Raw genomic sequence first — 21,099 nt, 5'->3', positions numbered from 1 at the left:
GCGTCGCCTCGCTGAAGGGCCCGGTCAGGCGAGGGCCTTCAGGGCGGTCGTGGCGAAGGCGTGATCCTGCTCCGGCGCACCGCCGCCGACACCGATCGCCCCGATCAGCCGGCCGTCACGGTGCACCGGCACGCCGCCGGCGATGAACAACAGCGGCCGGTCGAGCGCGGTGGGCAGAGTGTGGAAGAGGCCTCCGGGCTGCACGGCGTCGACGAGGTCGGCGGTGGGCGCGTTCAGTTGGAGAGCCGTGTAGGCCTTGCGGGTGCTGGTCTCGCCGGAGATCAGCACGGCACGGTCGTCACGCCGGAAGGCGAGCAGATGGCCGCCGGCGTCCAGGACGGTGACGCTGACGGTGACACCTGCTGCCTCGGCGGCACGCCGGGCGGCGGTGACGAGGACGTCGGCGTCCTGGGTGGTCAGCGGCGCGACCGCGGTGGTGGTGCTCATGGGGGAGTTCTCCTAGGAAAATTCGCTGATCATGCTGGTCCGGGTCGGAGAAGGCGGTGAGCCTGGCCGACCCGGTGGCTCAGTGATGGGCGGCGGTCCGCTGCTCGGTCGGCGCGGATCCCGTGACGACGGTGCTGGGAGCACCGGTACGGCGTTCCAGTGCGGCCGAGAGGAAGGCCAGGACCAGGGCTCCCCCGGCCAGGGCGGCACCGACCCAGTTGGGGGCGGTGTAGCCGAAGCCCGCCGCGATCACGAGGCCGCCGAGCCAGGCGGACAGAGCGTTGCCGAGGTTGAAGGCGCCGATGTTCACGGCGGAGGCCAGCGTGGGGGCACCGTGCGCCTGGTCAAGGACCCGCTTCTGGAGCGGCGGGACGGTGGCGAAGCCCAGCGCGCCGATCAGGGCGATCGTGACGGCCGACAGCAGCTTGTCGTGCGCGGTGAGGGTGAACAGCGCCAGGACGACGGCCAGGGCACCGAGGGACACGTACAGCATGGGCATCAGGGCGCGGTCGGCGAACTTGCCGCCCACGAGGTTGCCACCGACCATGCCGAGGCCGAAGAGGACCAGCAGCCAGGTGACGGAGCCGTCGGCGAAGCCCGCGGTGTGCGTCATCATCGGAGCGATGTAGGTGATGGCCGCGAAGACGCCGCCGAAGCCGAGTACGGTCATCGCCATCGCGAGCAGTACCTGCACGTTCTTGAAGGCGGCGAGCTCGTGCCGCAGGCGCACTCCCTCCGGCTTGGGCATGTCGGGGACGAGCCGGGCGATGCCGGCCAGGCCGACGGCCCCGAGGGCGGCGACGATACCGAAGGTCACCCGCCAGCCGACGGACTGCCCGACGAGGGTGCCCAGCGGGACGCCGACGACGTTGGCGACGGTCAGACCGGTGAACATCATCGCGATGGCTCCGGCCTTCTTGTCCGGGGCGACGAGGTCGGCCGCGACGACCGAGCCGATGCCGAAGAAGGCGCCGTGGGCCAGCGAGGCGACGATCCGGCCGATCAGCATGACGGAGAAGGCGGGAGCGAGTGCCGAGATCAGGTTGCCGGCGATGAACAGGCCCATCAGCAACATCAGCATCCGCTTGCGGGAGATCCTGGTGCCCACCACGGTCATCAGCGGGGCGCCGAACATGACCCCGAGCGCGTAGCCGGTCACCAGGTACCCGGCGGTGGGAATGGAGACCCCGTAGTCGCCCGCGACCTCGGGCAGCAAGCCCATGATCACGAACTCGGTCGTTCCGATTCCGAAGGCCCCGATCGCGAGGGCCAGAAGCGCGAGAGGCATGGAGGGGTACACCTTCCCAGACGATTGCAGGAGCGCTTTGCGTGCGCCCACAATAATTGCAGACGCGGGATATATGCAACCGCCGTCAATTGCGCTCCTGCTCTATCCTGGAGGTCAGCCGCTCCGGGACGGAGGAAACGCCAATGACAGCGACGGACCCCGCGCTCACCGCTCTCGCCCAGAGCTGGTGCGCCCTCTCCCTCCTGCACGGGAGGATCGAGGCCCACATCGAGCGCGCCCTGCAGGCCAAGCACGACCTGAGCGTGCGCGAGTACTCCCTGCTTGACGTGCTCAGCCGGCAGCACGACGGGGACGGAGGGCATCTCCAGATGAAGCAGGTCGCCGACGCCGTCGTCCTCAGCCAGAGCGCCACCACGCGTCTGGTCACCCGGCTCGAGGACCGCGGACTCCTGGAGCGCTACCTCTGCCCCACCGACCGCCGGGGCATCTACACGAACGTCACCGAGGCGGGCCTCAAGCTGCTCGAAGAGGCCCGGCCGACCAACGACGCCGCGCTGCGCGAGGCCCTCGACGAGGCGGCGAAGAATCCCGAACTGGCCCCGCTGGTCCGGGTCGTGGAGACTCTGAAGACTCCGGTGCCCGCATAAGCCGGACTCCGCACCGGGCGTCTCTGCGTAGGGTGCGGTCATGGGAGATCTTGAGATACGTGCTGCCGTCGCGGACGACGTGCCGGCGATCGTCGCCATGCTCGCGGACGACCCCCTGGGCGCACAGCGCGAGTCACCCGACGACCTCACCCCGTACCTGGCCGCGCTGGAACGGCTCAGCGCCGACCGGAATCAGCGCCTGGTCGTGGCGGTCCGGGAAGGCCGCGTCGTCGGCACGCTCCAGCTCACGATCGTTCCGGGGCTGTCCCGTCGCGGTGCGACCAGGTCGATCATCGAGGGCGTACGCGTCCACGCCGAGGAGCGCGGCAGCGGCCTGGGAACACGGCTCATCGAGTGGGCGATCGACGAATCCCGGCATCAGGGCTGCCAGTTGGTCCAGCTGACCTCCGACAAGACCCGCACCGACGCCCACCGCTTCTACGAGCGACTCGGCTTCACGGCCTCCCACACGGGCTTCAAGCTCCCGCTGTGACCGGATGCGCGTGGGCGCCCTGTTTCACGTGAAACAGGGCGCCCAGTCATGTCACCGCCTATCCGATGCCGCGCCACCCCTCAGGGTCGACCCCACCGGGCACCGGGGCCGCCTCGTCGTACGGCTGCCGCGTGAACACGAACGAGCCGAGGTCCAGATGGCTCACGGACCCGTCGGGGCGCCGTACGGCCTTCAGCAGCTCCCCGGCGTAGTAGCCCTCCAGCCCGGTCCAGGTGCCGTCGCCGTTCGGACGGAACCGCGAGCGCCGCCCGTTGCCGGAAAGCGGCTCCAGCGAGGCGAGCCCGTCGGCCGTGAGCCGCAGGGCGAAGGCGTACGTCCCCCAGTACCACTGCCCCGTCAGCTCCAGCACCGACGGATCGACCGCACGCATCGGAATCCAGGCGTCGGGGATGCGTGGCTCCGCCTCTGCGACGATACGGACGAGATCGGCGGCGACGCCGGAGACCAGTGGGCCTGAGGTGCAGTTGGCCAGGACGACCGCCGCTACGTCGTCCTCGACGCTGATGCTCACACTCGCCAGGAAGCCCGGCAGGGATCCGCTGTGCCCCACGAGCAGCCGACCGTGCCGACGCTGGATCTGCATGCCGAGGCCGTAGGCGTCACCGGACATCACGTCCACCGCTTCCGCCGGCGCCGCCGGAGTCCGCATCTCGCACACGGACTCTGCACTCAGCACCCTCTCGTCGCCCTTCACCAGGAAGGCCGCGAAACGGGCCAGGTCTGCCGTGGTCGACCAGAGTTGACCGGCGGGTGCCATACGACCGAGGTCCTCGGCGGGCTCGGGCAGCAGAACATCGGCCCAGGGATGCACGGCCCAGCCACCCGCGTGCGGGGCCTGCGGTCGCACGGTTGTCCGGTCGAGCCCCAGTGGTTCGAGCACTTCACGCCGTAGTGCCTCCTCCCAGGAGATCCCCCGCAGCTCCTCCACGAGTGCGCCCAGCAACGTGTAGCCGGGGTTCGAGTAATGGTGCCGTCGGCCGACGGGGTGCAGAAGGGGCTGCTCACCGAGCACGTCGGACAGTTCCGGCCGCAGGGATCCGGGCGTGCGTTCCCACCATGGGCCGGGCGATTCGGCCGCCAGCCCGCCCGTGTGCGCGAGCAGTTCGGCGATGGTCGCCTCCCCCGCGCCGGTACCCGGCACGAACTTCTCCAGTGGATCCCCGAGCCCGAGCAGCCCCTCGTCCCGCAGGCGCATCACGAGAACGGCGGTGAAGGTCTTGGTGATCGAGCCGATGCGGTACTGGACGTTCTCGTCGGGCACTTGCCCGTCCACCGATGTGCGGGCACCGTGCCACACCGCCCGGCCGTCCCGGACGACGGACGCGACCAGCGACGGCGCCCGCCCCTCGGCCTGTGCCACGGCGATCCGGTGCAGCAGCGCACGACTCGTTGCTGGAAGCAGCTCTTCCTGAGGTGTCGTCATGGGCCAAGTCCACCTGGCCGGGCACGACCGAGTCGACCTCATTTCGCCGTCGCCACCGATTCAGGTCTGCGTCGGCACCGGATCAGGTCTGCGCCATGTCCACGAACCGCGAGTAGTGACCCTGGAAGGCGACCGTGATCGTCGCCGTCGGACCGTTTCGGTGCTTGGCCACGATCAGGTCGGCCTCGCCCGCGCGCGGTGACTCCTTCTCGTAGGCGTCCTCGCGGTGCAGCAGGATGACCATGTCGGCGTCCTGCTCGATGGAACCCGACTCACGCAGGTCGGAGACCATCGGCTTCTTGTCCGTGCGCTGCTCGGGACCACGGTTCAGCTGGGAGAGCGCAATGACCGGGATCTCCAGCTCCTTGGCCAGCAGCTTGAGGTTACGGGACATGTCCGAGACCTCCTGCTGACGGCTCTCGGCCCGCTTGGAACCGCCGGACTGCATCAGCTGGAGGTAGTCGATGACCACCAGCCGGAGATCGTTGCGCTGCTTGAGGCGGCGGCACTTGGCGCGGATCTCCATCATCGACAGGTTCGGGGAGTCGTCGATGTAGAGCGGGGCGGCCGAGACGTCCGGCATCCGCCGGGCCAGGCGCGTCCAGTCCTCGTCCGTCATCGTGCCGGACCGCATGTGGTGCAGGGCGACTCGCGCCTCGGCGGACAGCAGACGCATCGCGATCTCGTTGCGTCCCATTTCGAGCGAGAAGATCACGCTCGGCAGGTTGTTCTTGATCGAGGCGGCCCGCGCGAAGTCCAGCGCGAGCGTCGACTTACCCATGGCGGGACGCGCGGCGATGACGATCATCTGGCCCGGGTGCAACCCGTTGGTGAGCGAGTCGAAGTCCGTGAACCCCGTGGGCACGCCGGTCATCTCACCGCTGCGCGAGCCGATCGCCTCGATCTCGTCGAGCGCGCCCTCCATGATGTCGCCGAGCGGCAGGTAGTCCTCGCTGGTGCGCTGCTCGGTGACCGCGTAGACCTCCGCCTGGGCGCGGTTGACGATCTCGTCGACGTCGTCGTCGGCCGCGTATCCCATCTGCGTGATGCGCGTACCCGCCTCGACCAGGCGGCGCAGCACGGCCCGCTCGTGGACGATCTCCGCGTAGTAGGCCGCGTTGGCGGCCGTGGGCACCGTCTGGACGAGGGTGTGCAGATACGAGGCCCCGCCGACCTTGTTGATCTCGCCGCGCTTGGTGAGCTCGGCGGCGATCGTGATGGGGTCGGCCGGCTCGCCCTTGGCGTAGACGTCGAGGACGGCCTGGTAGATCGTCTCGTGGGCCGGCTTGTAGAAGTCGTGGCCCTTGAGGATCTCGACGACGTCGGCGATGGCGTCCTTGGAGAGCAGCATGCCGCCGAGGACGGACTGCTCGGCCTCGATGTCCTGCGGCGGTACCCGCTCGAACGTCGGGGCGGCGCCGCCGTCCCAGGCCCCGTTGTCCCTGCCGCGCTCGTGTTGTTCGTCGCGGCCACGGGCTCCGTCGCCACGTCGGCGGGAGGCGGGCAGACGATCACTGGGACCGCTGTCGGCCCACGGGTCGTCCAAGGGCTCGGAAATGCTCACCGAGCCACCTCCTCCCGTCCGCCGCAGCAGACCTCGCCGTGCCCCTCTTTTCTACGGCACGGCACTGACAAATGAGACGCCCAACTCCGGTTGACCAACGCCGGTTTTGTGACATTTTGAAAACCGGCAGACGGAGCGGGCGCCGGACCACGTTAGGCCTGTCGGCACCGTCAGCCAATCTGGTTATCCACAGGCCATGTGGACGACGGCCCAGATGCTGTGGAGAACTCCTCAAAACCTGTGCACGACCCGGTGGACAGGCCTGTGAACAAGCAGCGAGCTGCCCGGGAAAGGCTGCTGTGACCTGCGGATTTGCCGTCCACCGGCTGTGCAGAAGAAAAACTTCCCCGACCGGCGCAAGATCGCTTCGAACGGTGTACAGCAGTGCGCACCCCTGGACGGAAAGTAAGGGCCACAAGGCCGTTGCATCTCTTACCTGTGGACGATTAGATTGGTGCACATGACACAGGCCCCCGCGCGCCGCAGAACCGGCCGGAGACAGCACGACCGAGAGATCGTCGCTCTCGCCGTGCCGGCCTTCGGCTCCCTCGTCGCCGAGCCCCTCTTCCTCATGGCCGACACCGCCATCGTGGGCCATCTGGGCACGGCCCAACTCGCCGGCCTCGGCGTCGCCTCGGCCCTGCTGATGACCGCCGTCAGTGTCTTCGTCTTCCTCGCCTACGCCACGACAGCGGCGGTCGCCCGCCGCGTCGGCGCGGGTGATCTCCAGGCCGCCATTCGCCAGGGCATGGACGGTATCTGGCTGGCCCTGCTCCTCGGCGCTGCCGTCGTCGCCGTCGTCCTGCCGACGGCATCCTCTGTCGTGGACCTCTTCGGCGCTTCCGACGCGGCGGCTCCCTATGCGACCACGTACCTGCGCATCTCCACGCTCGGCATACCGGCCATGCTCGTCGTCCTCGCCGCGACCGGCGTGCTGCGCGGCCTCCAGGACACCAAAACGCCTCTCTATGTGGCCATCGCCGGCTTCGTCGCCAATGGCGCCCTCAACGCGGGGCTCGTCTACGGCGCCGACCTGGGGATCGCCGGCTCCGCCTGGGGCACCGTCATCGCCCAGTGGGGCATGGCCCTGGTCTACCTCGCCGTGGTTCTGCGCGGGGCGCGCCGGTACGGTGCCTCGCTGCGCCCGGACGCCGCAGGCATCAGGGCCTCCGCACAGGCCGGTGTGCCCCTGTTGGTTCGCACCCTCTCCCTGCGAGCGATCCTGATGATCGCCACGGCGGTCGCCGCCCGTCTCGGGGATGCCGACATCGCCGCACATCAGATCATCCTGTCCCTGTGGAGCCTGCTCGCCTTCGCCCTCGACGCCATCGCCATCGCGGGACAGGCGATCATCGGTCGCTACCTCGGAGCCGGTGACGCGCAAGGTGCCCGCGACGCGTGCCGTCGCATGGTCGAGTGGGGGATCGCCGTCGGGGTCGTTCTCGGCATCCTGGTCGTCATCACCCGACCGGCATTCCTGCCCCTGTTCACCAGTGACGCGACGGTCAAGGACGTGGCGCTGCCCGCCCTGCTCATCGTCGCCCTCTCGCAGCCGATCTCCGGCATCGTCTTCGTCCTGGACGGAGTCTTGATGGGCGCCGGTGACGGCCCCTACCTGGCCTGGGCCATGCTGCTCACTCTGGCGGTCTTCACCCCGGTCGCCCTGCTGGTGCCAGTACTGGGCGGTGGACTCACCGCCCTCTGGGCCACCATGACGCTGATGATGACCGTGCGGATGCTGACGCTGTGGCTCCGGACCCGCTCGGGCCGCTGGATCGTGACGGGCGCGACCCGCTGACCGCCGGACTCGGCCCTCACTGCTGTTTCACGTGAAACACGGTGTTTCACGTGAAACGACGACGGGCCACATCGACGATGGGGCCGAAACGACGATGGGGCCGCACCCGTGAAAGGTGCGACCCCATCGCTCACTGCTTCAGCGAGCGCGGCACTCAGGCCGCGACGACCTCGATGTTGACCTTGGCGGCAACCTCGGGGTGCAGACGCACGGACGTCTCGTGAGCGCCCAGCGTCTTGATCGGCGAGCCCAGCTCGATGCGGCGCTTGTCGACCTCGGGGCCACCGGAAGCCTTGATCGCGGAAGCGATGTCGGCCGGGGTGACGGAACCGAAGAGACGACCGGCGTCGCCGGAGCGGACAGCCAGGCGGACCTTGACGCCCTCGAGCTGGGCCTTCACCTGGTTGGCCTGCTCGATGGTCTGGATCTCGTGGATCTTGCGAGCACGACGGATCTGCTCGACGTCCTTCTCGCCACCCTTGGTCCAGCGGATAGCGAACTTCCGCGGGATCAGGTAGTTGCGAGCGTAACCGTCCTTGACGTCGACGACGTCGCCCGCGGCACCGAGGCCGGAGACCTCGTGGGTGAGGATGATCTTCATGTGTCGGTCACCCTTCCCTTATCGCGCGGTGGACGTGTAGGGCAGCAGCGCCATCTCACGGCTGTTCTTGACGGCCGTGGCGACGTCACGCTGGTGCTGCGTGCAGTTGCCGGTCACGCGGCGGGCACGGATCTTGCCGCGGTCGGAAATGAACTTCCGCAGCATGTTCGTGTCCTTGTAGTCCACGTACGTGACCTTGTCCTTGCAGAATGCGCAGACCTTCTTCTTCGGCTTGCGCACAGGCGGCTTCGCCATGGTGTATCTCCTGTGTGATCAAGAAGTTGGGGTGCGAACCCGCCCTAGAAGGGGGGCTCGTCCGAGTAGCCGCCGCCCTGCTGGCCGCCGCCGGAGCCACCGCCCCAGCCGCCGCCACCGCCCTGGTTGCCACCGGCGGGAGCGCCGGTCGCCCACGGGTCGTCAGCGGGAGCGCCGCCGCCCTGCTGGCCGCCGCCGGGGCCGCCGCCCCAGCCGCCGCCACCCTGGCCGCCACCGCCACCGCCGCCGTAGCCGCCCTGGCCACCGCGGCCGGTGGTCTTGGTGACCTTGGCCGTGGCATTGCGCAGGCTGGCGCCGACTTCCTCGACGTCCAGCTCGTAGACCGTGCGCTTGACGCCCTCACGGTCCTCGTAGGACCGCTGCTTCAGCCGGCCCTGCACGATGACGCGCATGCCTCGCTGGAGCGACTCGGCGACGTTCTCCGCCGCCTGACGCCAGACCGAGCAGGTCAGGAAGAGGCTCTCGCCGTCCTTCCACTCGTTCGTCTGGCGGTCGAAGGTGCGGGGAGTGGACGCGACACGGAACTTCGCGACGGCCGCACCGGAGGGGGTGAAGCGCAGCTCGGGGTCGTCGACAAGATTGCCGACCACCGTGATGACGGTCTCGCCTGCCATGGGGGAACCTCTCGGCGGGTTTGCTCTGGCTGCTTGCTACTCGAATCCCGGAATCAGCTGAGCGGGAGAGCTCAGTGGGTCTCGGGACGGAGGACCTTGGTCCGGAGGACCGACTCGTTCAGGTTCATCTGGCGGTCGAGCTCCTTGACGACCGCAGGCTCAGCCTGAAGGTCGATGACCGAGTAGATGCCCTCGGGCTTCTTCTTGATCTCGTACGCGAGACGACGACGGCCCCAGGTGTCGACCTTCTCGACCTTTCCGCCGCCGTCACGGACGACAGAGAGGAAGTTCTCGATCAGCGGGGAGACAGCGCGCTCCTCGACGTCGGGGTCGAGGATGACCATCACCTCGTAGTGACGCATGTGGAACCCACCTCCTTTGGACTCAGCGGCCACGGTCGTTCCGTGGCAGGAGGGTTGTGATGCGTAGCAACGGTATCGGCCACCACTGACAGTCGGGGGTTCTGTCGAGAAGCCCCTGTCGTGACATGGGCAGACACCGGTGCGGACGGTACAGACTACCCGCACAGTGGCTTGCGGTTGAAATCCGGCCGCGAGGGCAGCCAATCTGTACACATCGGGTGTGTATGGCGCTACGATGCGCCGACTTTCGCAGGAGGTGCCCTATGGCACAGGCATTGCGACCCAACACCGCCGGCGGCCTCTTCGCCACGGACGGCAAGCCCCACCCACTCCAGGACGCCCTGCTCGCGGTGACCCTGGTCCTGGGCATCACGTCGTTCATCACGGCACTCGTCGACGAGGACCTGCACCTGCTCAGCTCCTGGACCGGCCTGGTGGGCATTCTCACCGGCGCGTACGGCCAGTGGGTCTCGGAGACGACCAGGGAGCGCTTCGGCCTGATCCTCGGCCTCGGTGCCGCAGGCGTCGGGTTCTTCCTGGGCATGGCGCACGGCGGTCTCTTCGGCGGTCTCATCGACTGACGCCAGGGACATCCCCTTCTGAACACCGGGTGACGCCCCGGCCGCCCACGGCCGGGGCGAAGGTTCCGTACGCCCAACCGGCGCGCATCCAAGGCGCAGTAGGCTTCGCGCGAGAGCCGGAGCCCCTGACCCCATGGGGACACACCAGCCCGAGGAGCGCCCCGAAATGAGCCTGACCCTGAGGACCATCAGTCGAGAGCAGCATCTGGCCTACATCCAGAGCCTGCCGTCGGCGAGCCACATGCAGGTCCCGGCCTGGGCTGATGTCAAGGCGGAGTGGCGCTCCGAGAACCTCGGATGGTTCGACGACAGGACGGGCGAGCTGGTCGGTGCCGGTCTGGTCCTCTACCGGCAGCTTCCCAAGATCAAGCGCTACCTCGCCTATCTGCCCGAGGGCCCGGTCATCAACTGGTTCGCGCCGAATCTCCAGGAGTGGATCGAGCCGATGCTGGCGCACCTGAAGCAGCAGGGCGCCTTCTCGGTGAAGATGGGCCCGCCGGTGGTCATCCGGCGCTGGGAGGCCACCTCCATCAAGCAGGGCATCCAGAACCCTGACGTGAAGAGGCTGCGCGACATCGAGGCCGACCACATCGAGCCGCGCGCCTTCGAGGTCGCCGACAAACTGCGCCGCATGGGGTGGCAGCAGGGCGAGGACGGCGGCGCCGGCTTCGGCGACGTCCAGCCCCGCTACGTCTTCCAGGTGCCGCTGGCCAACCGCTCCCTGGAAGAGGTCCACAAGAACTTCAACCAGCTGTGGCGCCGCAACATCAAGAAGGCCGAGAAGGCCGGCGTCGAGGTCGTCCAGGGCGGCTACCAGGACCTTGAGGAATGGCAGCGGCTGTACGAGATCACGGCCGTGCGCGACCACTTCCGGCCGCGCCCGCTGTCGTACTTCCAGCGCATGTGGACGGCCCTCAACACCGAGGACCCCAACCGCATGCGGCTGTACTTCGCCCGGCACAACGGCGTGAACCTGTCGGCGGCGACGATGCTGATCGTCGGCGGGCACGTCTGGTACTCCTACGGCGCCTCCGACAACATCGGCCGTGAAGTCCGGCCCTCCAACGCGATGCAGTGGCGGATGCTGCGCGACGCCTACGCGCTCGGCGCCACCGTCTACGACCTGCGCGGCATCTCCGACTCGCTGGACGAGACCGACCACCTCTTCGGCCTGATCCAGTTCAAGGTGGGCACCGGCGGACAGGCCGCCGAGTACCTCGGCGAGTGGGACTTCCCGCTGAACAAGCTGCTGCACAAGGCGCTCGACATCTACATGTCGCGCCGCTGATGTCACGTTCAGTGCTTCTATACCTCTGATACGGCACCCTCTGACAACGGCAACCACTGATTCACGGCAACCGCGAGAAAGGTTCCAGGTCCGGCCATGGCGCTCACGCTCTACGTCGACACCGCGCGCTGGCGGGCGCACCACAAGCACGTGCAGGAGCAGTTCCCCGGCCTCGTGCCGGTCTGCAAGGGCAACGGCTACGGCTTCGGGCACGAGCGGCTGGCGGAGGAGGCCACACGGCTGGGCTCGGACGTCCTCGCCGTCGGCACGACGTACGAGGCCGCCCGGATCAAGGACTGGTTCAGCGGTGACCTGCTGGTGCTGACGCCGTACCGGCGCGGCGAGGAGCCCGTGCCCCTGCCGGACCGGGTCATCCGCTCGGTCTCGTCGATAGACGGCGTGTACGGCCTGGTCGGTGCCCGTGTGGTGATCGAGGTGATGTCCTCGATGAAGCGGCACGGCATCGGCGAGCAGGATCTGCCCCAGCTGCACGCCGCCATCGAGAACATCCGGCTGGAAGGCTTCGCGATCCACCTGCCGCTGGACCGCACCGACGGCTCGGACGCGGTCGAGGAGGTCATCGGCTGGATGGACCGGCTGCGCGCCGCCCGGCTGCCTCTGCACACCATGTTCGTCAGCCACCTCAAGGCCGAGGAACTCATCCGGCTCCAGCAGCAGTTCCCGCAGACCCGGTTCCGTGCCCGCATCGGCACGCGGCTGTGGCTGGGGGACCACGAGGCCACCGAGTACCGCGGCGCGGTCCTGGACGTCACGCGCGTGGCCAAGGGCGAGCGCTTCGGCTACCGGCAGCAGAAGGCGGCCTCCGACGGCTTCCTGGTGGTCGTGGCGGGCGGTACGTCGCACGGGGTGGGCCTGGAGGCCCCCAAGGCGCTGCATGGCGTCATGCCGCGCGCCAAGGGCGTCGCCCGGGCCGGCCTCGCGACGGTCAACCGGAACCTTTCTCCGTTCGTCTGGGGCGGCAAGCAGCGCTGGTTCGCCGAGCCGCCGCACATGCAGGTCTCGATCCTGTTCGTGCCCGCGGACGCGCCGGAGCCGAAGGTGGGCGAGGAGCTGGTGGCCCATCTGCGGCACACCACCACGCAGTTCGACCGGATCGTGGACCGCTGACCGGCGCGCACGCACTCCCAGGACCAGCGCAGCAAGAAGGCCGTACACGGTTTCCCGTGTACGGCCTTTCGCATCGTTCGCTCAGAGCGAACCGCCTGTCGCGCCCTGCCTGCCCCACTCGACCTGCGGACCGTCGAACTGAGCGGCCGCGTGCCGGGCGGGACGGGCCGCGGGGCCCAGGGCGAAGACGTCCTCCGCGCCGTCGAGCACTCCGCCCGAGGGGTCGTCGTCCCCGGACCGTCGGACCGGGTCCCGCTCCGGCATGAAGATGTCTCGCACGATCATGACGCAGAGATACAGCGTGCCCAGCAGGTGCAGGCCGATGGCCCAGTGGTAGCCGTCGGTGGGCAGTCCCTTGTGGGCGTCTCCGCTGGTCGTGTACGCGAGGTACATCCAGATCCCCAGGAAGTACGCCACCTCGCAGGCCTGCCAGATCAGGAAGTCCCGCCACTTCGGCCGGGCCAGGGCGGCCAGGGGCACCAGCCACAGGACGTACTGCGGCGAGTAGACCTTGTTGGTGAGGATGAACGCCGCGACGATCAGGAAGGCGAGCTGGGCGAACCGCGGGCGGCGCGGCGCGGTCAGCGCCAGCACCGCGACACCCGCGCAGCACACCAGCATCAGCAGCGTGGCGAGCGTGTTGACGGTGTCGATGCTAAGGGGGTTGTCCGAGTTCTGGGCCATGATCAGCCAGAAGGAGCCGAAGTCGACGCCTCGTTCCTGGCTGAACGTGTAGAACTTCGACCAGCCCTCGAACGCGAAGAGCATCACCGGCCCGTTCACGACGACCCAGGCGACGATCGCCCCGCCCAGGGCGGCCCCGAACTCACGCCACTTGCCCGCGCGCCAGCACAGCACCAGCAGCGGCCCGAGGATCAGGAAGGGGTAGAGCTTCGCGGCCGTGGCGAGTCCCAGCAGGACGCCGAAGGCGAGGGAGCGTCCGCGCGACCACATCAGCATCGCCGCGGCCGTCAGGGCGACCGCCAGCAGGTCCCAGTTGATGGTCGCCGTCAGCGCGAAGGCAGGTGCCAGGGCGACCAGCAGGCCGTCCCAGGGGCGCCGGGCATGCGTGCGGGTCACGCAGACGGCGATGACCGACGCGCACACCATCAGCATTCCGGCGTTGACCATCCAGTACCACTGCTCCTGGTCCTGGATGGTGCCGCTGCCTGGCGTGAGCCAGGAGGCGACCTCCATGAAGACACCGGTGAGCACCGGGTACTCCAGGTACTGCATGTCGCCGGGGAGCTTGTCGAAGTACGGCACGAGCCCGTCGGCGAAGCCACGCCCCTGGTAGAGGTGCGGGATGTCCGAGTAGCACGCGTGCGTGTACTGGGAGCTGGCACCGAAGAACCAGGCGCCGTTGTAGCAGGGCGCCTTCTGGACCAGGCCGAGGGCGAACATGCCGATCGCCACCAGCGCGATCACCCGCACGGGAGTCCACCAGGACGCCCCGAGCAGGGCACGCCGCCCGAGCGGGCCGCCGATCAGCTCGCTGCCGGCCGCGGCGACCTCGTCCTCCTGGGTCGGCCGCACCGGGTCCGGCTCGTGGACGCTCGCTCGCGTCGATTCTGCACTGGGCATGCCGCACATCCTGCCGTACGCGTCTATCAATACGCCGAGGGCCGCCGCACCGGGTAGGTGCGGCGGCCCGTGTTTCACGTGAAACATCTTCGCGTTTCACGTGAAACACCCAAAGGCGATCGGCCGGCTATCCGGCGGGGCCTCCGAAGATGCCTCCGTTGCCGTTGCCTCTGGTGTTGCCGCCGTTCTCGCTCGTATCGCTCGGCGAGGGCGAGGGCGTCACGTCTCCGCCTGTGCCGCCGCCGTTCTCCGTACCGCCGTCGTTCTCACACCCGAAGAATCCACAGGTGTCGCTCGGCGAGGGAGACGGCGTCGGGCTCTCGCTGGGCGTGGCGCTCGGCGACTCGGTCGCGGTTTCGCTGGGCTCCACGCTCGGGGTCGGGGTCGGCGACGGGGCGCCCACCTCGTGCTGGATCTCGCCGATCCTTTCGGCCTCCGGGAAGCCGGGATCGGGCTCCCCCTTCAGCGCGGCCTTCATGTACTCGGTCCACACCTGGGTGGGAGTGTCACCACCGTGGATGGACTCCTCACCCGCCGTGCCGTTCATGGAGAGCAGCTTGGCGCTCTTGGGATCCTCACGGAACATCGCGACCGAGGTGGACAGCTGCTGGGTGTAGCCGACGAACCAGGCCGACTTGTTCTCGTCCGTGGTACCGGTCTTACCCGCCGCCGTACGGCCCAGGGCCAGGGCGTTCTTACCCGTACCGTTCTGGATGACGTTCTCCAGGACGTCCGTGACGTTGTTGGCCACGTTCTCGGGCATCGCCTGCGTGATGCGCGGCTTGTCGAAGCCTTCGACTTCCTGCCCGTTGAACTTGACGCTGGTCACGGAGTACGGGGAGGCCTGCTTGCCGGCGGCGGCGAACGTCGCGTAGGCATCGGCCATGCGGATCGCGCTGGGAGTCGACGTACCGAGCGCGAACGACGGGTTGAGGGTGGCGAAACTGGCGTCCAGGATGCCGGACTTCTCGGCCACGTCCCGCACGTTCCTCATCCCGACGTCCATGCCGAGCTGGACGAACGGGGTGTTGACGGACTGCTCCATCGCCTTGCGCAAGGTGATGTAGCCCCAGGGGTGGTCGCTCTCGTTCTCCTGGAAGAACGGTGTGTTGTCCTTCTTCAGGACGTAGGAGCCGTCGTTGTTCCGGACCTTGAGGTGGTCGTTGCCGTTGTACTTGCTCAACGGCGAGAGGGGACCGTCGCTCCGGTAGGTGCCGTGCTCCATGGCGGCGGCGAGCACGAACGGCTTCCACGTCGAACCGACCGGGACACCCGAGGTGTCCGCGTTGTTGTTGAAGTGGCCGTTCTCGTAACCCGCACCACCGTAGAGCGCGACGATCGCGCCGTCCTTGGGCTTCACCGACGCCGCGCCGAACTGGACGTGCTTGTCCAGCTCACGCTTCTCCGGGTTCAGCTTTTCCTTCTCGACCTTCTTCACGGCCTTGGCCAGCGCCTCGACCTTGGCCTTCTCGAAGGTGGTCCTGATCTGGTAGCCGCCCTGGTCGAACTGCTTCTCCGTGATGTTGGAGTGGTTCAGGACGTACTTCTTGGCCGTGTCCGCCAGGTAGCCGATCTGGCCGCTCATGCCCTTGGTCGCCTTGCGGCCCTGGGGCATCGGGTACTTCTTGATCGCCTCCTGGTACTCGGCGTCCGTGATCCTCTTGTCGTTGTGCATCTGCTCGAGGATCCAGCGCCAGCGCGTCTCAGAGCGCTTGCGGTTGGCGTCCGCGTTCGCCGACTCGTCGATGCTCTCGTTGCCCGCGGGGTCGTAGTACGTCGGGCCCTTGAGCAGGGCGGCGAGGAAGGCGCACTCGCTCGGCTTGAGGTCCTTCGCTTCCTTGCCGTAGTAGGCCTGGGCGGCGGCCTGGATGCCGTAGGCACCACGGCCGTAGTACGAGGTGTTCAGGTAGCCCTGGAGGATCTCCGGCTTGGAGAGCTTCGTGCCCACCTTGATGGAGATGAACATCTCCTTGAACTTCCGGGTGATCGTCTGTTCCTGGCTCAGGTAGGTGTTCTTGACGAACTGCTGGGTGATCGTCGAACCACCCTGCGTGTCACCGCCCCGGGCCATGTTCGCCAGGGCCCGGGCGATACCCATGGGGTCGACGCCGGAGTCCTGGTAGAAGCTCTTGTTCTCGGCCGAGATCACCGCCCACTGCATGGCCTTGGGGATGCGCTCGATCGTGACGTTCTGCCGGTTCTGGCCGCTGCCCGCCGCGACCATCTGGCTGCCGTCGGCCCAGTAGTAGACGTTGTTCTGCGACAGGGCCGCCGCGTTCTCCTCGTTGGGGACGCCCACCATGGCGTACCCGATGCCCGCCACGGCCACCAGGCTGCCGAAGAAGCCGATGCACAGACCGGAGACGAGCTTCCAGGACGGCAGCCAGCGCTGCCAGCCGTACTTACCGGCCCGCGGATAGTCGATCAGCCGCTTCTTGTCGGAGACGGCAGCCGCCCGCCCCCTGCCTCGCCCGGGCCCGGCCGACCCTCCGGGGGCGGCGCGCCGGCCGCCACGGGCCGGTTCGGCCGCTCTGCGTCGGCCGCCTCCCGTGCTTCTCTGCGCCGCACGCCGGGCCTCGGCACGACCGCCGTACGGGCGCTCCTCACCCCCCGAGCTGTAGGAGTCCGACCCATAGGAGTCGGACGGAGACCCGGTGGCGCCTCGCGGGGCCGCGCGGCGGCCGGAGGCCGAGCCGGACTGGCCGCGTCGGGCCGCGGCACGTCCGCCTCCCTGCGGCTGCGGCGGTTTGCGACGGTGCTCGCTCATCGAACGACTACTCCTCGGGCAGGCGCACCCTTGCGCGCCTGGAAACGGCGGCTGGTTTCCGGTCCCCCCGAAGTACGGATGCGGTCGGCTCCGCATTCATCGGTCCCGCATGCACCCGTACTACACCGAAGACGACGACGCCCTCAGGCGCCACTTGGTTCCCGGTGATGTGCATGGCGCACAGACTACGCACCGTCAAAACCTGCCGAGGCCAGAAGTTCCCCTCAAATCAGGCAACTCGCGTCCGATGAATCGGTGATGTGATCCCGTTCACCACACCCCCTCTTGTCGCATCCGGAAGGCCGTTCTATCGTCGTGATGTATCGAGTCGATACATCAGCGCGACACATCGGGCCGACACATCGACCCGAGGCATCGGTACCGCGGCAGAGAGGAGGCGACGATGAGCCGGCGTTCCGGGATCCTCGAGTTCGCCGTACTCGGCCTGCTCCGCGAATCTCCGATGCACGGCTATGAGCTGCGCAAACGGCTCAACACGTCACTGGGTGTGTTCCGTGCGTTCAGCTACGGGACGCTGTATCCCTGTCTCAAGACGCTGGTCGCCAACGGCTGGTTGATCGAGGAGCCGGGGAACGACACCGAGGCCGCTCCCCTCACCGGCCGCCGCGCCAAGATCGTCTACCGGTTGACGGCGGAGGGTAAGGAGCACTTCGAGCAGCTGCTCTCACAGACCGGGCCCGACGCGTACGAGGACGAGACATTCGCCGCCCGTTTCGCTTTCTTCGGGCAAACCTCACGCGACGTCCGCATGCGCGTTCTGGAAGGCCGCCGCAGCCGGTTGGAGGAGCGCCTGGAGAAGATGCGCCTCTCCCTGGCCCGGACCCGGGAGCGCCTCGACGACTACACGCTTGAGCTCCAGCGCCACGGGATGGAGTCCGTGGAGCGCGAAGTGCGCTGGCTGAACGAGCTCATCGAGAGCGAGCGGGCGGGTCGGGACCTGAAGGGTCCCGCCTCGGGGGAGCCCGGTTCGCGTGACACCACATCTGGAGCGTCGGGCGGCCTGCCCCGGCCGGGGGACGACCCCCGTCCGGATACGCCCGGCGACACCGCCACGTGAGAGCCCGCCCAGGGCCTCACTCGTACACACAGGGAGCAACCGGAATGGGTTCGGTTCGCGTAGCCATCGTCGGTGTGGGCAACTGCGCCGCATCGCTGGTGCAGGGAGTCGAGTACTACAAGGACGCCGACCCGGCGTCCAAGGTGCCGGGCCTGATGCACGTCCAGTTCGGCGACTACCACGTCCGCGACGTCGAGTTCGTCGCCGCGTTCGACGTGGACGCCAAGAAGGTCGGCCTCGACCTGGCGGACGCCATCGGCGCCTCCGAGAACAACACCATCAAGATCTGCGACGTGCCCCGCACCGGTGTGACGGTCCAGCGCGGCCACACGCTCGACGGCCTCGGCAAGTACTACCGCGAGACCATCGAGGAGTCCGCCGAGGAGCCGGTCGACGTCGTCCAGGTCCTGAAGGACAAGCAGGTCGACGTCCTCGTCTGCTACCTGCCCGTGGGCTCCGAGGACGCGGCGAAGTTCTACGCCCAGTGCGCCATCGACGCCAAGGTCGCCTTCGTCAACGCCCTTCCGGTCTTCATCGCCGGCACCAAGGAGTGGGCCGACAAGTTCACCGAGGCGGGCGTCCCGATCGTCGGCGACGACATCAAGTCCCAGGTCGGCGCCACCATCACGCACCGCGTCATGGCAAAGCTGTTCGAGGACCGGGGCGTCATCCTGGACCGCACGATGCAGCTGAACGTCGGCGGCAACATGGACTTCAAGAACATGCTCGAGCGCGACCGCCTCGAGTCGAAGAAGATCTCCAAGACGCAGGCCGTCACCTCGCAGATCCGCGATCGCGACCTGGGTGCGGACAACGTCCACATCGGCCCGTCCGACTACGTCGCCTGGCTGGACGACCGCAAGTGGGCCTACGTCCGCCTCGAGGGCCGCGCCTTCGGTGACGTCCCGCTGAACCTGGAGTACAAGCTGGAGGTCTGGGACTCCCCGAACTCCGCCGGCGTCATCATCGACGCCCTGCGCGCCGCGAAGATCGCCAAGGACCGCGGCATCGGCGGCCCCGTGCTCTCCGCGTCGAGCTACTTCATGAAGTCCCCGCCCGTTCAGTACTTCGACGACGAGGCCCGTGAGAACGTCGAGAAGTTCATCAAGGGTGAGGTCGAGCGCTGAGGCGCCGCAACCAGTCGCTCCTGCCAGGGCTGTGAGGGTCCCCGGGTCGTACGACCCGGGGACCCTCTCCGTATGTGAGGCTGTGCCCCATGGCCGTAGTCCGTGACCTGCGTGTCCTGTTGCGCTTCCAGGGCTTCAGGCGCCTGCTCGGCGTGCGACTGCTCTCCCAGGGCGCCGACGGTGTCTACCAGGTCGCGCTCGCCGCGTACGTGGTCTTCTCGCCCGAGAAGCAGACCTCGGCGGCCGCGGTCGCCTCCGCCATGGCGGTGCTGCTGCTCCCGTACTCCCTCGTCGGCCCTTTCGCCGGTGTCCTGCTGGACCGTTGGCGGCGCCGCCAGGTCCTCCTGTACGGCAGCCTGCTGCGCGCGTTGCTGGCTTGCGCCACGGCCCTGCTGATACTCAGCCCCGCTCCGGACTGGCTCTTCTACGTCTCCGCCCTGTGCGTCACCGCTGTCAACCGTTTCGTCCTGGCCGGCCTGTCCGCCGCCCTGCCCCGCGTGGTCGACGCCGAGCGCCTCGTCATCGCCAACTCCCTCTCCCCGACCGCCGGAACACTGGCGGCGACCGCGGGCGGCGGTCTCGCCTTCGTCGTCCGCCTGGTGGTGGCGGACTCCGACGCCGCCGTGGTGCTCGTGGGAGCCGTGCTGTATCTGTGCGCTGCCCTGGGATCGCTCAGCATGGCGCGGGAACTCCTCGGTCCGGACCGGACATGGGCGGGTGAGCGCATCGCGACGGCTCTCACGAGCACTGCTCGCGACCTGGTGGCGGGCGTACGTCACCTGGCCGCGCAACAGCGCCGGGAAGCGGCCTGGGCGCTCGCGGCCATGGCGCTGATGCGCTTCTGCTACGGCGCCCTGCTGGTGATGCTGCTGATGCTCTGCCGGTACGCGCTCACCACGACCACGGACGACGGACTCGCCCTGCTGGGCCTGGCGTTGGCTGTCTCCGGCGCCGGATTCTTCGCGGCGGCCGTAGTGACGCCCTGGACCGCGGGCCGACTCGGGCCGGGCCGCTGGATCGTCGTGTGCGCGGGGGCCGCCGCGCTGCTGGAGCCCGCTCTCGGGCTGCCGTTCGCCGCTGCGCCTCTGCTGGCCGCGGCCTTCGTCCTGGGTCTGACCACCCAGGGGGCGAAGATCGCCACGGACACGATCGTCCAGTCCTCCGTCGAGGACGGATTCCGTGGCCGGATCTTCTCGGTCTACGACGTCCTCTTCAACGTCTCCTTCGTCGGCGCCGCCGCCGTCGCCGCCCTGATGCTGCCACCGGACGGTCGATCCGTGCCGCTGGTGATCACGATCGCCGTTATCTACGCGGCAGTAGCTGTGACTATGGGCCGGTTTGGCCGCCAGTAAGTGTCACATCAATGACACAGAGCCACATCCGGCTACTGCGGTGTCAGTGGGACCGCTACCTTACGTGGGTCTTATCTCGCGACATGTTCGCGTCACTCAACCATGTTCTAGGGGGACCCCCAAGTGACTACTCCGCCGCCCCAGGGCAACCCGTTCGCACAGGGCCAGCCCGCGGGTCAGCCCCAGGCCCCGTACCCGCCGCAGGGCGGCTACCCCCAGCAGCCCGGCCAGCCTGGCTTCCCGCCCCAGGGTGCGGCTCCGTACGCTCCGGTTCCGCCTCAGCCGACCGGCCGCAAGCTCAGCTTCAAGACCATCAAGAACATCGCCATCGTCATCGCGGTGGCGGGCATAGCCATCGGCGGCTACATAACCAGCCGGGACGACGCCAATACGGCGTCCGTGGGCGACTGCATGCACCGCGGCAGCACCAACGACAACAACCCGGACCTCGAAGTCGTCGAGTGCAGCGATGCGAAGGCTCAGTACGAGGTGCTCGCCAAGATCGAGGGCTCGTACCTCACGCAGACCCTGGCGTCGAGCAAGTGCGAGGCCGAAGCCAAGGACTTCCAGTACACGTACACCGAGAGCGGTGACGGCAAGGACTTCCTGCTCTGCCTGAAGGACAAGAAGTAAGGCAGACACGGCGAGGGGCGGTGTTTCACGTGAAACACCGCCCCTCGGTCCGTCTCCGGGGTCATG

20 protein-coding genes are annotated in these 21,099 nt (G+C 68.2%); 10 read left to right on the top strand and 10 right to left on the bottom strand.

Going from position 1 to position 21,099, the window contains the following annotated elements; all coding sequences use genetic code 11:
• Positions 1–24 precede the first annotated feature (24 nt).
• Together GTY47_RS18000 and GTY47_RS17995 are read right to left on the bottom strand one after the other, a co-directional pair.
• Complete coding sequence (locus GTY47_RS18000) at positions 25–447, bottom strand: heme-binding protein (RefSeq protein WP_010032792.1); 423 nt, start codon at positions 445–447, stop codon at positions 25–27.
• 79 nt (positions 448–526) lie between these two features.
• Positions 527–1,735, bottom strand: coding sequence for an MFS transporter (locus tag GTY47_RS17995; protein WP_010032791.1), 1,209 nt, complete (start codon positions 1,733–1,735; stop codon positions 527–529).
• A 143-nt stretch (positions 1,736–1,878) separates the two neighbouring features.
• On the opposite strand from GTY47_RS17995, the gene GTY47_RS17990 reads away from it, so the two are divergent.
• Both GTY47_RS17990 and GTY47_RS17985 read left to right on the top strand, forming a co-directional pair.
• The gene (locus GTY47_RS17990) at positions 1,879–2,343 is read left to right on the top strand and encodes a MarR family transcriptional regulator (RefSeq protein ID WP_010032788.1); all 465 of its coding nucleotides are present in this window, start codon (positions 1,879–1,881) and stop codon (positions 2,341–2,343) included.
• A 40-nt stretch (positions 2,344–2,383) separates the two neighbouring features.
• Positions 2,384–2,836 (top strand): GNAT family N-acetyltransferase, encoded by a 453-nt coding sequence (locus GTY47_RS17985; RefSeq protein ID WP_010032787.1) that lies wholly within the window; start codon positions 2,384–2,386, stop codon positions 2,834–2,836.
• 58 nt (positions 2,837–2,894) lie between these two features.
• Here the strand turns inward: GTY47_RS17985 and GTY47_RS17980 are convergent, their stop codons facing one another.
• Together GTY47_RS17980 and dnaB are read right to left on the bottom strand one after the other, a co-directional pair.
• Positions 2,895–4,280 carry a serine hydrolase domain-containing protein gene (locus tag GTY47_RS17980; protein WP_029180684.1) on the bottom strand — a complete coding sequence of 462 codons (1,386 nt, stop codon included), beginning with the start codon at positions 4,278–4,280 and terminating at the stop codon, positions 2,895–2,897.
• A gap of 82 nt (positions 4,281–4,362) precedes the next feature.
• Positions 4,363–5,844 (bottom strand): replicative DNA helicase, encoded by a 1,482-nt coding sequence (dnaB, locus tag GTY47_RS17975; protein WP_010032782.1) that lies wholly within the window; start codon positions 5,842–5,844, stop codon positions 4,363–4,365.
• A 460-nt stretch (positions 5,845–6,304) separates the two neighbouring features.
• On the opposite strand from dnaB, the gene GTY47_RS17970 reads away from it, so the two are divergent.
• Entirely contained in the window at positions 6,305–7,642 is a 1,338-nt protein-coding gene (locus GTY47_RS17970; RefSeq protein WP_029180683.1) for an MATE family efflux transporter, read from the top strand.
• 154 nt (positions 7,643–7,796) lie between these two features.
• On the opposite strand, the gene rplI is transcribed toward GTY47_RS17970, so the two are convergent.
• The 4 genes from rplI to rpsF all read right to left on the bottom strand — a co-directional run bounded on the left by rplI (position 7,797) and on the right by rpsF (position 9,495).
• The gene (rplI, locus tag GTY47_RS17965; protein ID WP_010032778.1) at positions 7,797–8,243 is read right to left on the bottom strand and encodes a 50S ribosomal protein L9; all 447 of its coding nucleotides are present in this window, start codon (positions 8,241–8,243) and stop codon (positions 7,797–7,799) included.
• A gap of 18 nt (positions 8,244–8,261) precedes the next feature.
• Positions 8,262–8,498 carry a 30S ribosomal protein S18 gene (gene rpsR / locus GTY47_RS17960; protein ID WP_003949403.1) on the bottom strand — a complete coding sequence of 79 codons (237 nt, stop codon included), beginning with the start codon at positions 8,496–8,498 and terminating at the stop codon, positions 8,262–8,264.
• 44 nt (positions 8,499–8,542) lie between these two features.
• The gene (locus tag GTY47_RS17955) at positions 8,543–9,133 is read right to left on the bottom strand and encodes a single-stranded DNA-binding protein (protein ID WP_010032761.1); all 591 of its coding nucleotides are present in this window, start codon (positions 9,131–9,133) and stop codon (positions 8,543–8,545) included.
• Between the two features lie 71 nt (positions 9,134–9,204).
• Positions 9,205–9,495, bottom strand: a complete 291-nt coding sequence (rpsF, locus tag GTY47_RS17950) for a 30S ribosomal protein S6 (protein ID WP_003991486.1) — start codon at positions 9,493–9,495, stop codon at positions 9,205–9,207.
• A gap of 263 nt (positions 9,496–9,758) precedes the next feature.
• Between rpsF and GTY47_RS17945 the strand changes: the two genes are divergently transcribed.
• The 3 genes from GTY47_RS17945 (at position 9,759) to GTY47_RS17935 (ending at position 12,492) form a co-directional block, all read left to right on the top strand.
• Positions 9,759–10,076, top strand: a complete 318-nt coding sequence (locus GTY47_RS17945) for a hypothetical protein (protein WP_010032756.1) — start codon at positions 9,759–9,761, stop codon at positions 10,074–10,076.
• 166 nt (positions 10,077–10,242) lie between these two features.
• Complete coding sequence (gene femX, locus GTY47_RS17940; RefSeq protein WP_010032754.1) at positions 10,243–11,364, top strand: peptidoglycan bridge formation glycyltransferase FemX; 1,122 nt, start codon at positions 10,243–10,245, stop codon at positions 11,362–11,364.
• A gap of 96 nt (positions 11,365–11,460) precedes the next feature.
• Entirely contained in the window at positions 11,461–12,492 is a 1,032-nt protein-coding gene (locus GTY47_RS17935; RefSeq protein WP_010032753.1) for an alanine racemase, read from the top strand.
• Between the two features lie 81 nt (positions 12,493–12,573).
• On the opposite strand, the gene GTY47_RS17930 is transcribed toward GTY47_RS17935, so the two are convergent.
• Together GTY47_RS17930 and GTY47_RS17925 are read right to left on the bottom strand one after the other, a co-directional pair.
• A complete protein-coding gene (locus GTY47_RS17930; protein ID WP_029180682.1) occupies positions 12,574–14,085 on the bottom strand; it encodes a glycosyltransferase 87 family protein in 1,512 nt (503 codons plus the stop codon).
• A gap of 118 nt (positions 14,086–14,203) precedes the next feature.
• Positions 14,204–16,843 (bottom strand): transglycosylase domain-containing protein, encoded by a 2,640-nt coding sequence (locus GTY47_RS17925; RefSeq protein WP_010032748.1) that lies wholly within the window; start codon positions 16,841–16,843, stop codon positions 14,204–14,206.
• Between the two features lie 403 nt (positions 16,844–17,246).
• On the opposite strand from GTY47_RS17925, the gene GTY47_RS17920 reads away from it, so the two are divergent.
• The 4 genes from GTY47_RS17920 (at position 17,247) to GTY47_RS17905 (ending at position 21,033) form a co-directional block, all read left to right on the top strand.
• Positions 17,247–17,921, top strand: a complete 675-nt coding sequence (locus GTY47_RS17920) for a PadR family transcriptional regulator (RefSeq protein WP_010032746.1) — start codon at positions 17,247–17,249, stop codon at positions 17,919–17,921.
• Positions 17,922–17,965: 44 nt separating this feature from the next.
• Positions 17,966–19,048 (top strand): inositol-3-phosphate synthase, encoded by a 1,083-nt coding sequence (locus GTY47_RS17915; protein WP_010032744.1) that lies wholly within the window; start codon positions 17,966–17,968, stop codon positions 19,046–19,048.
• An 89-nt stretch (positions 19,049–19,137) separates the two neighbouring features.
• Positions 19,138–20,400, top strand: coding sequence for an MFS transporter (locus GTY47_RS17910; RefSeq protein ID WP_010032743.1), 1,263 nt, complete (start codon positions 19,138–19,140; stop codon positions 20,398–20,400).
• A gap of 123 nt (positions 20,401–20,523) precedes the next feature.
• Positions 20,524–21,033 (top strand): hypothetical protein, encoded by a 510-nt coding sequence (locus tag GTY47_RS17905; RefSeq protein ID WP_010032741.1) that lies wholly within the window; start codon positions 20,524–20,526, stop codon positions 21,031–21,033.
• Positions 21,034–21,099: the final 66 nt, after the last annotated feature.

It is taken from the genome of Streptomyces sp. SID5464 (assembly GCF_009862985.1).
Taxonomy (GTDB): domain Bacteria; phylum Actinomycetota; class Actinomycetes; order Streptomycetales; family Streptomycetaceae; genus Streptomyces; species Streptomyces chartreusis_D.
Note: the sequence above shows the minus strand (reverse complement) of the source record. Positions and strands in the feature narration are given on the sequence as shown.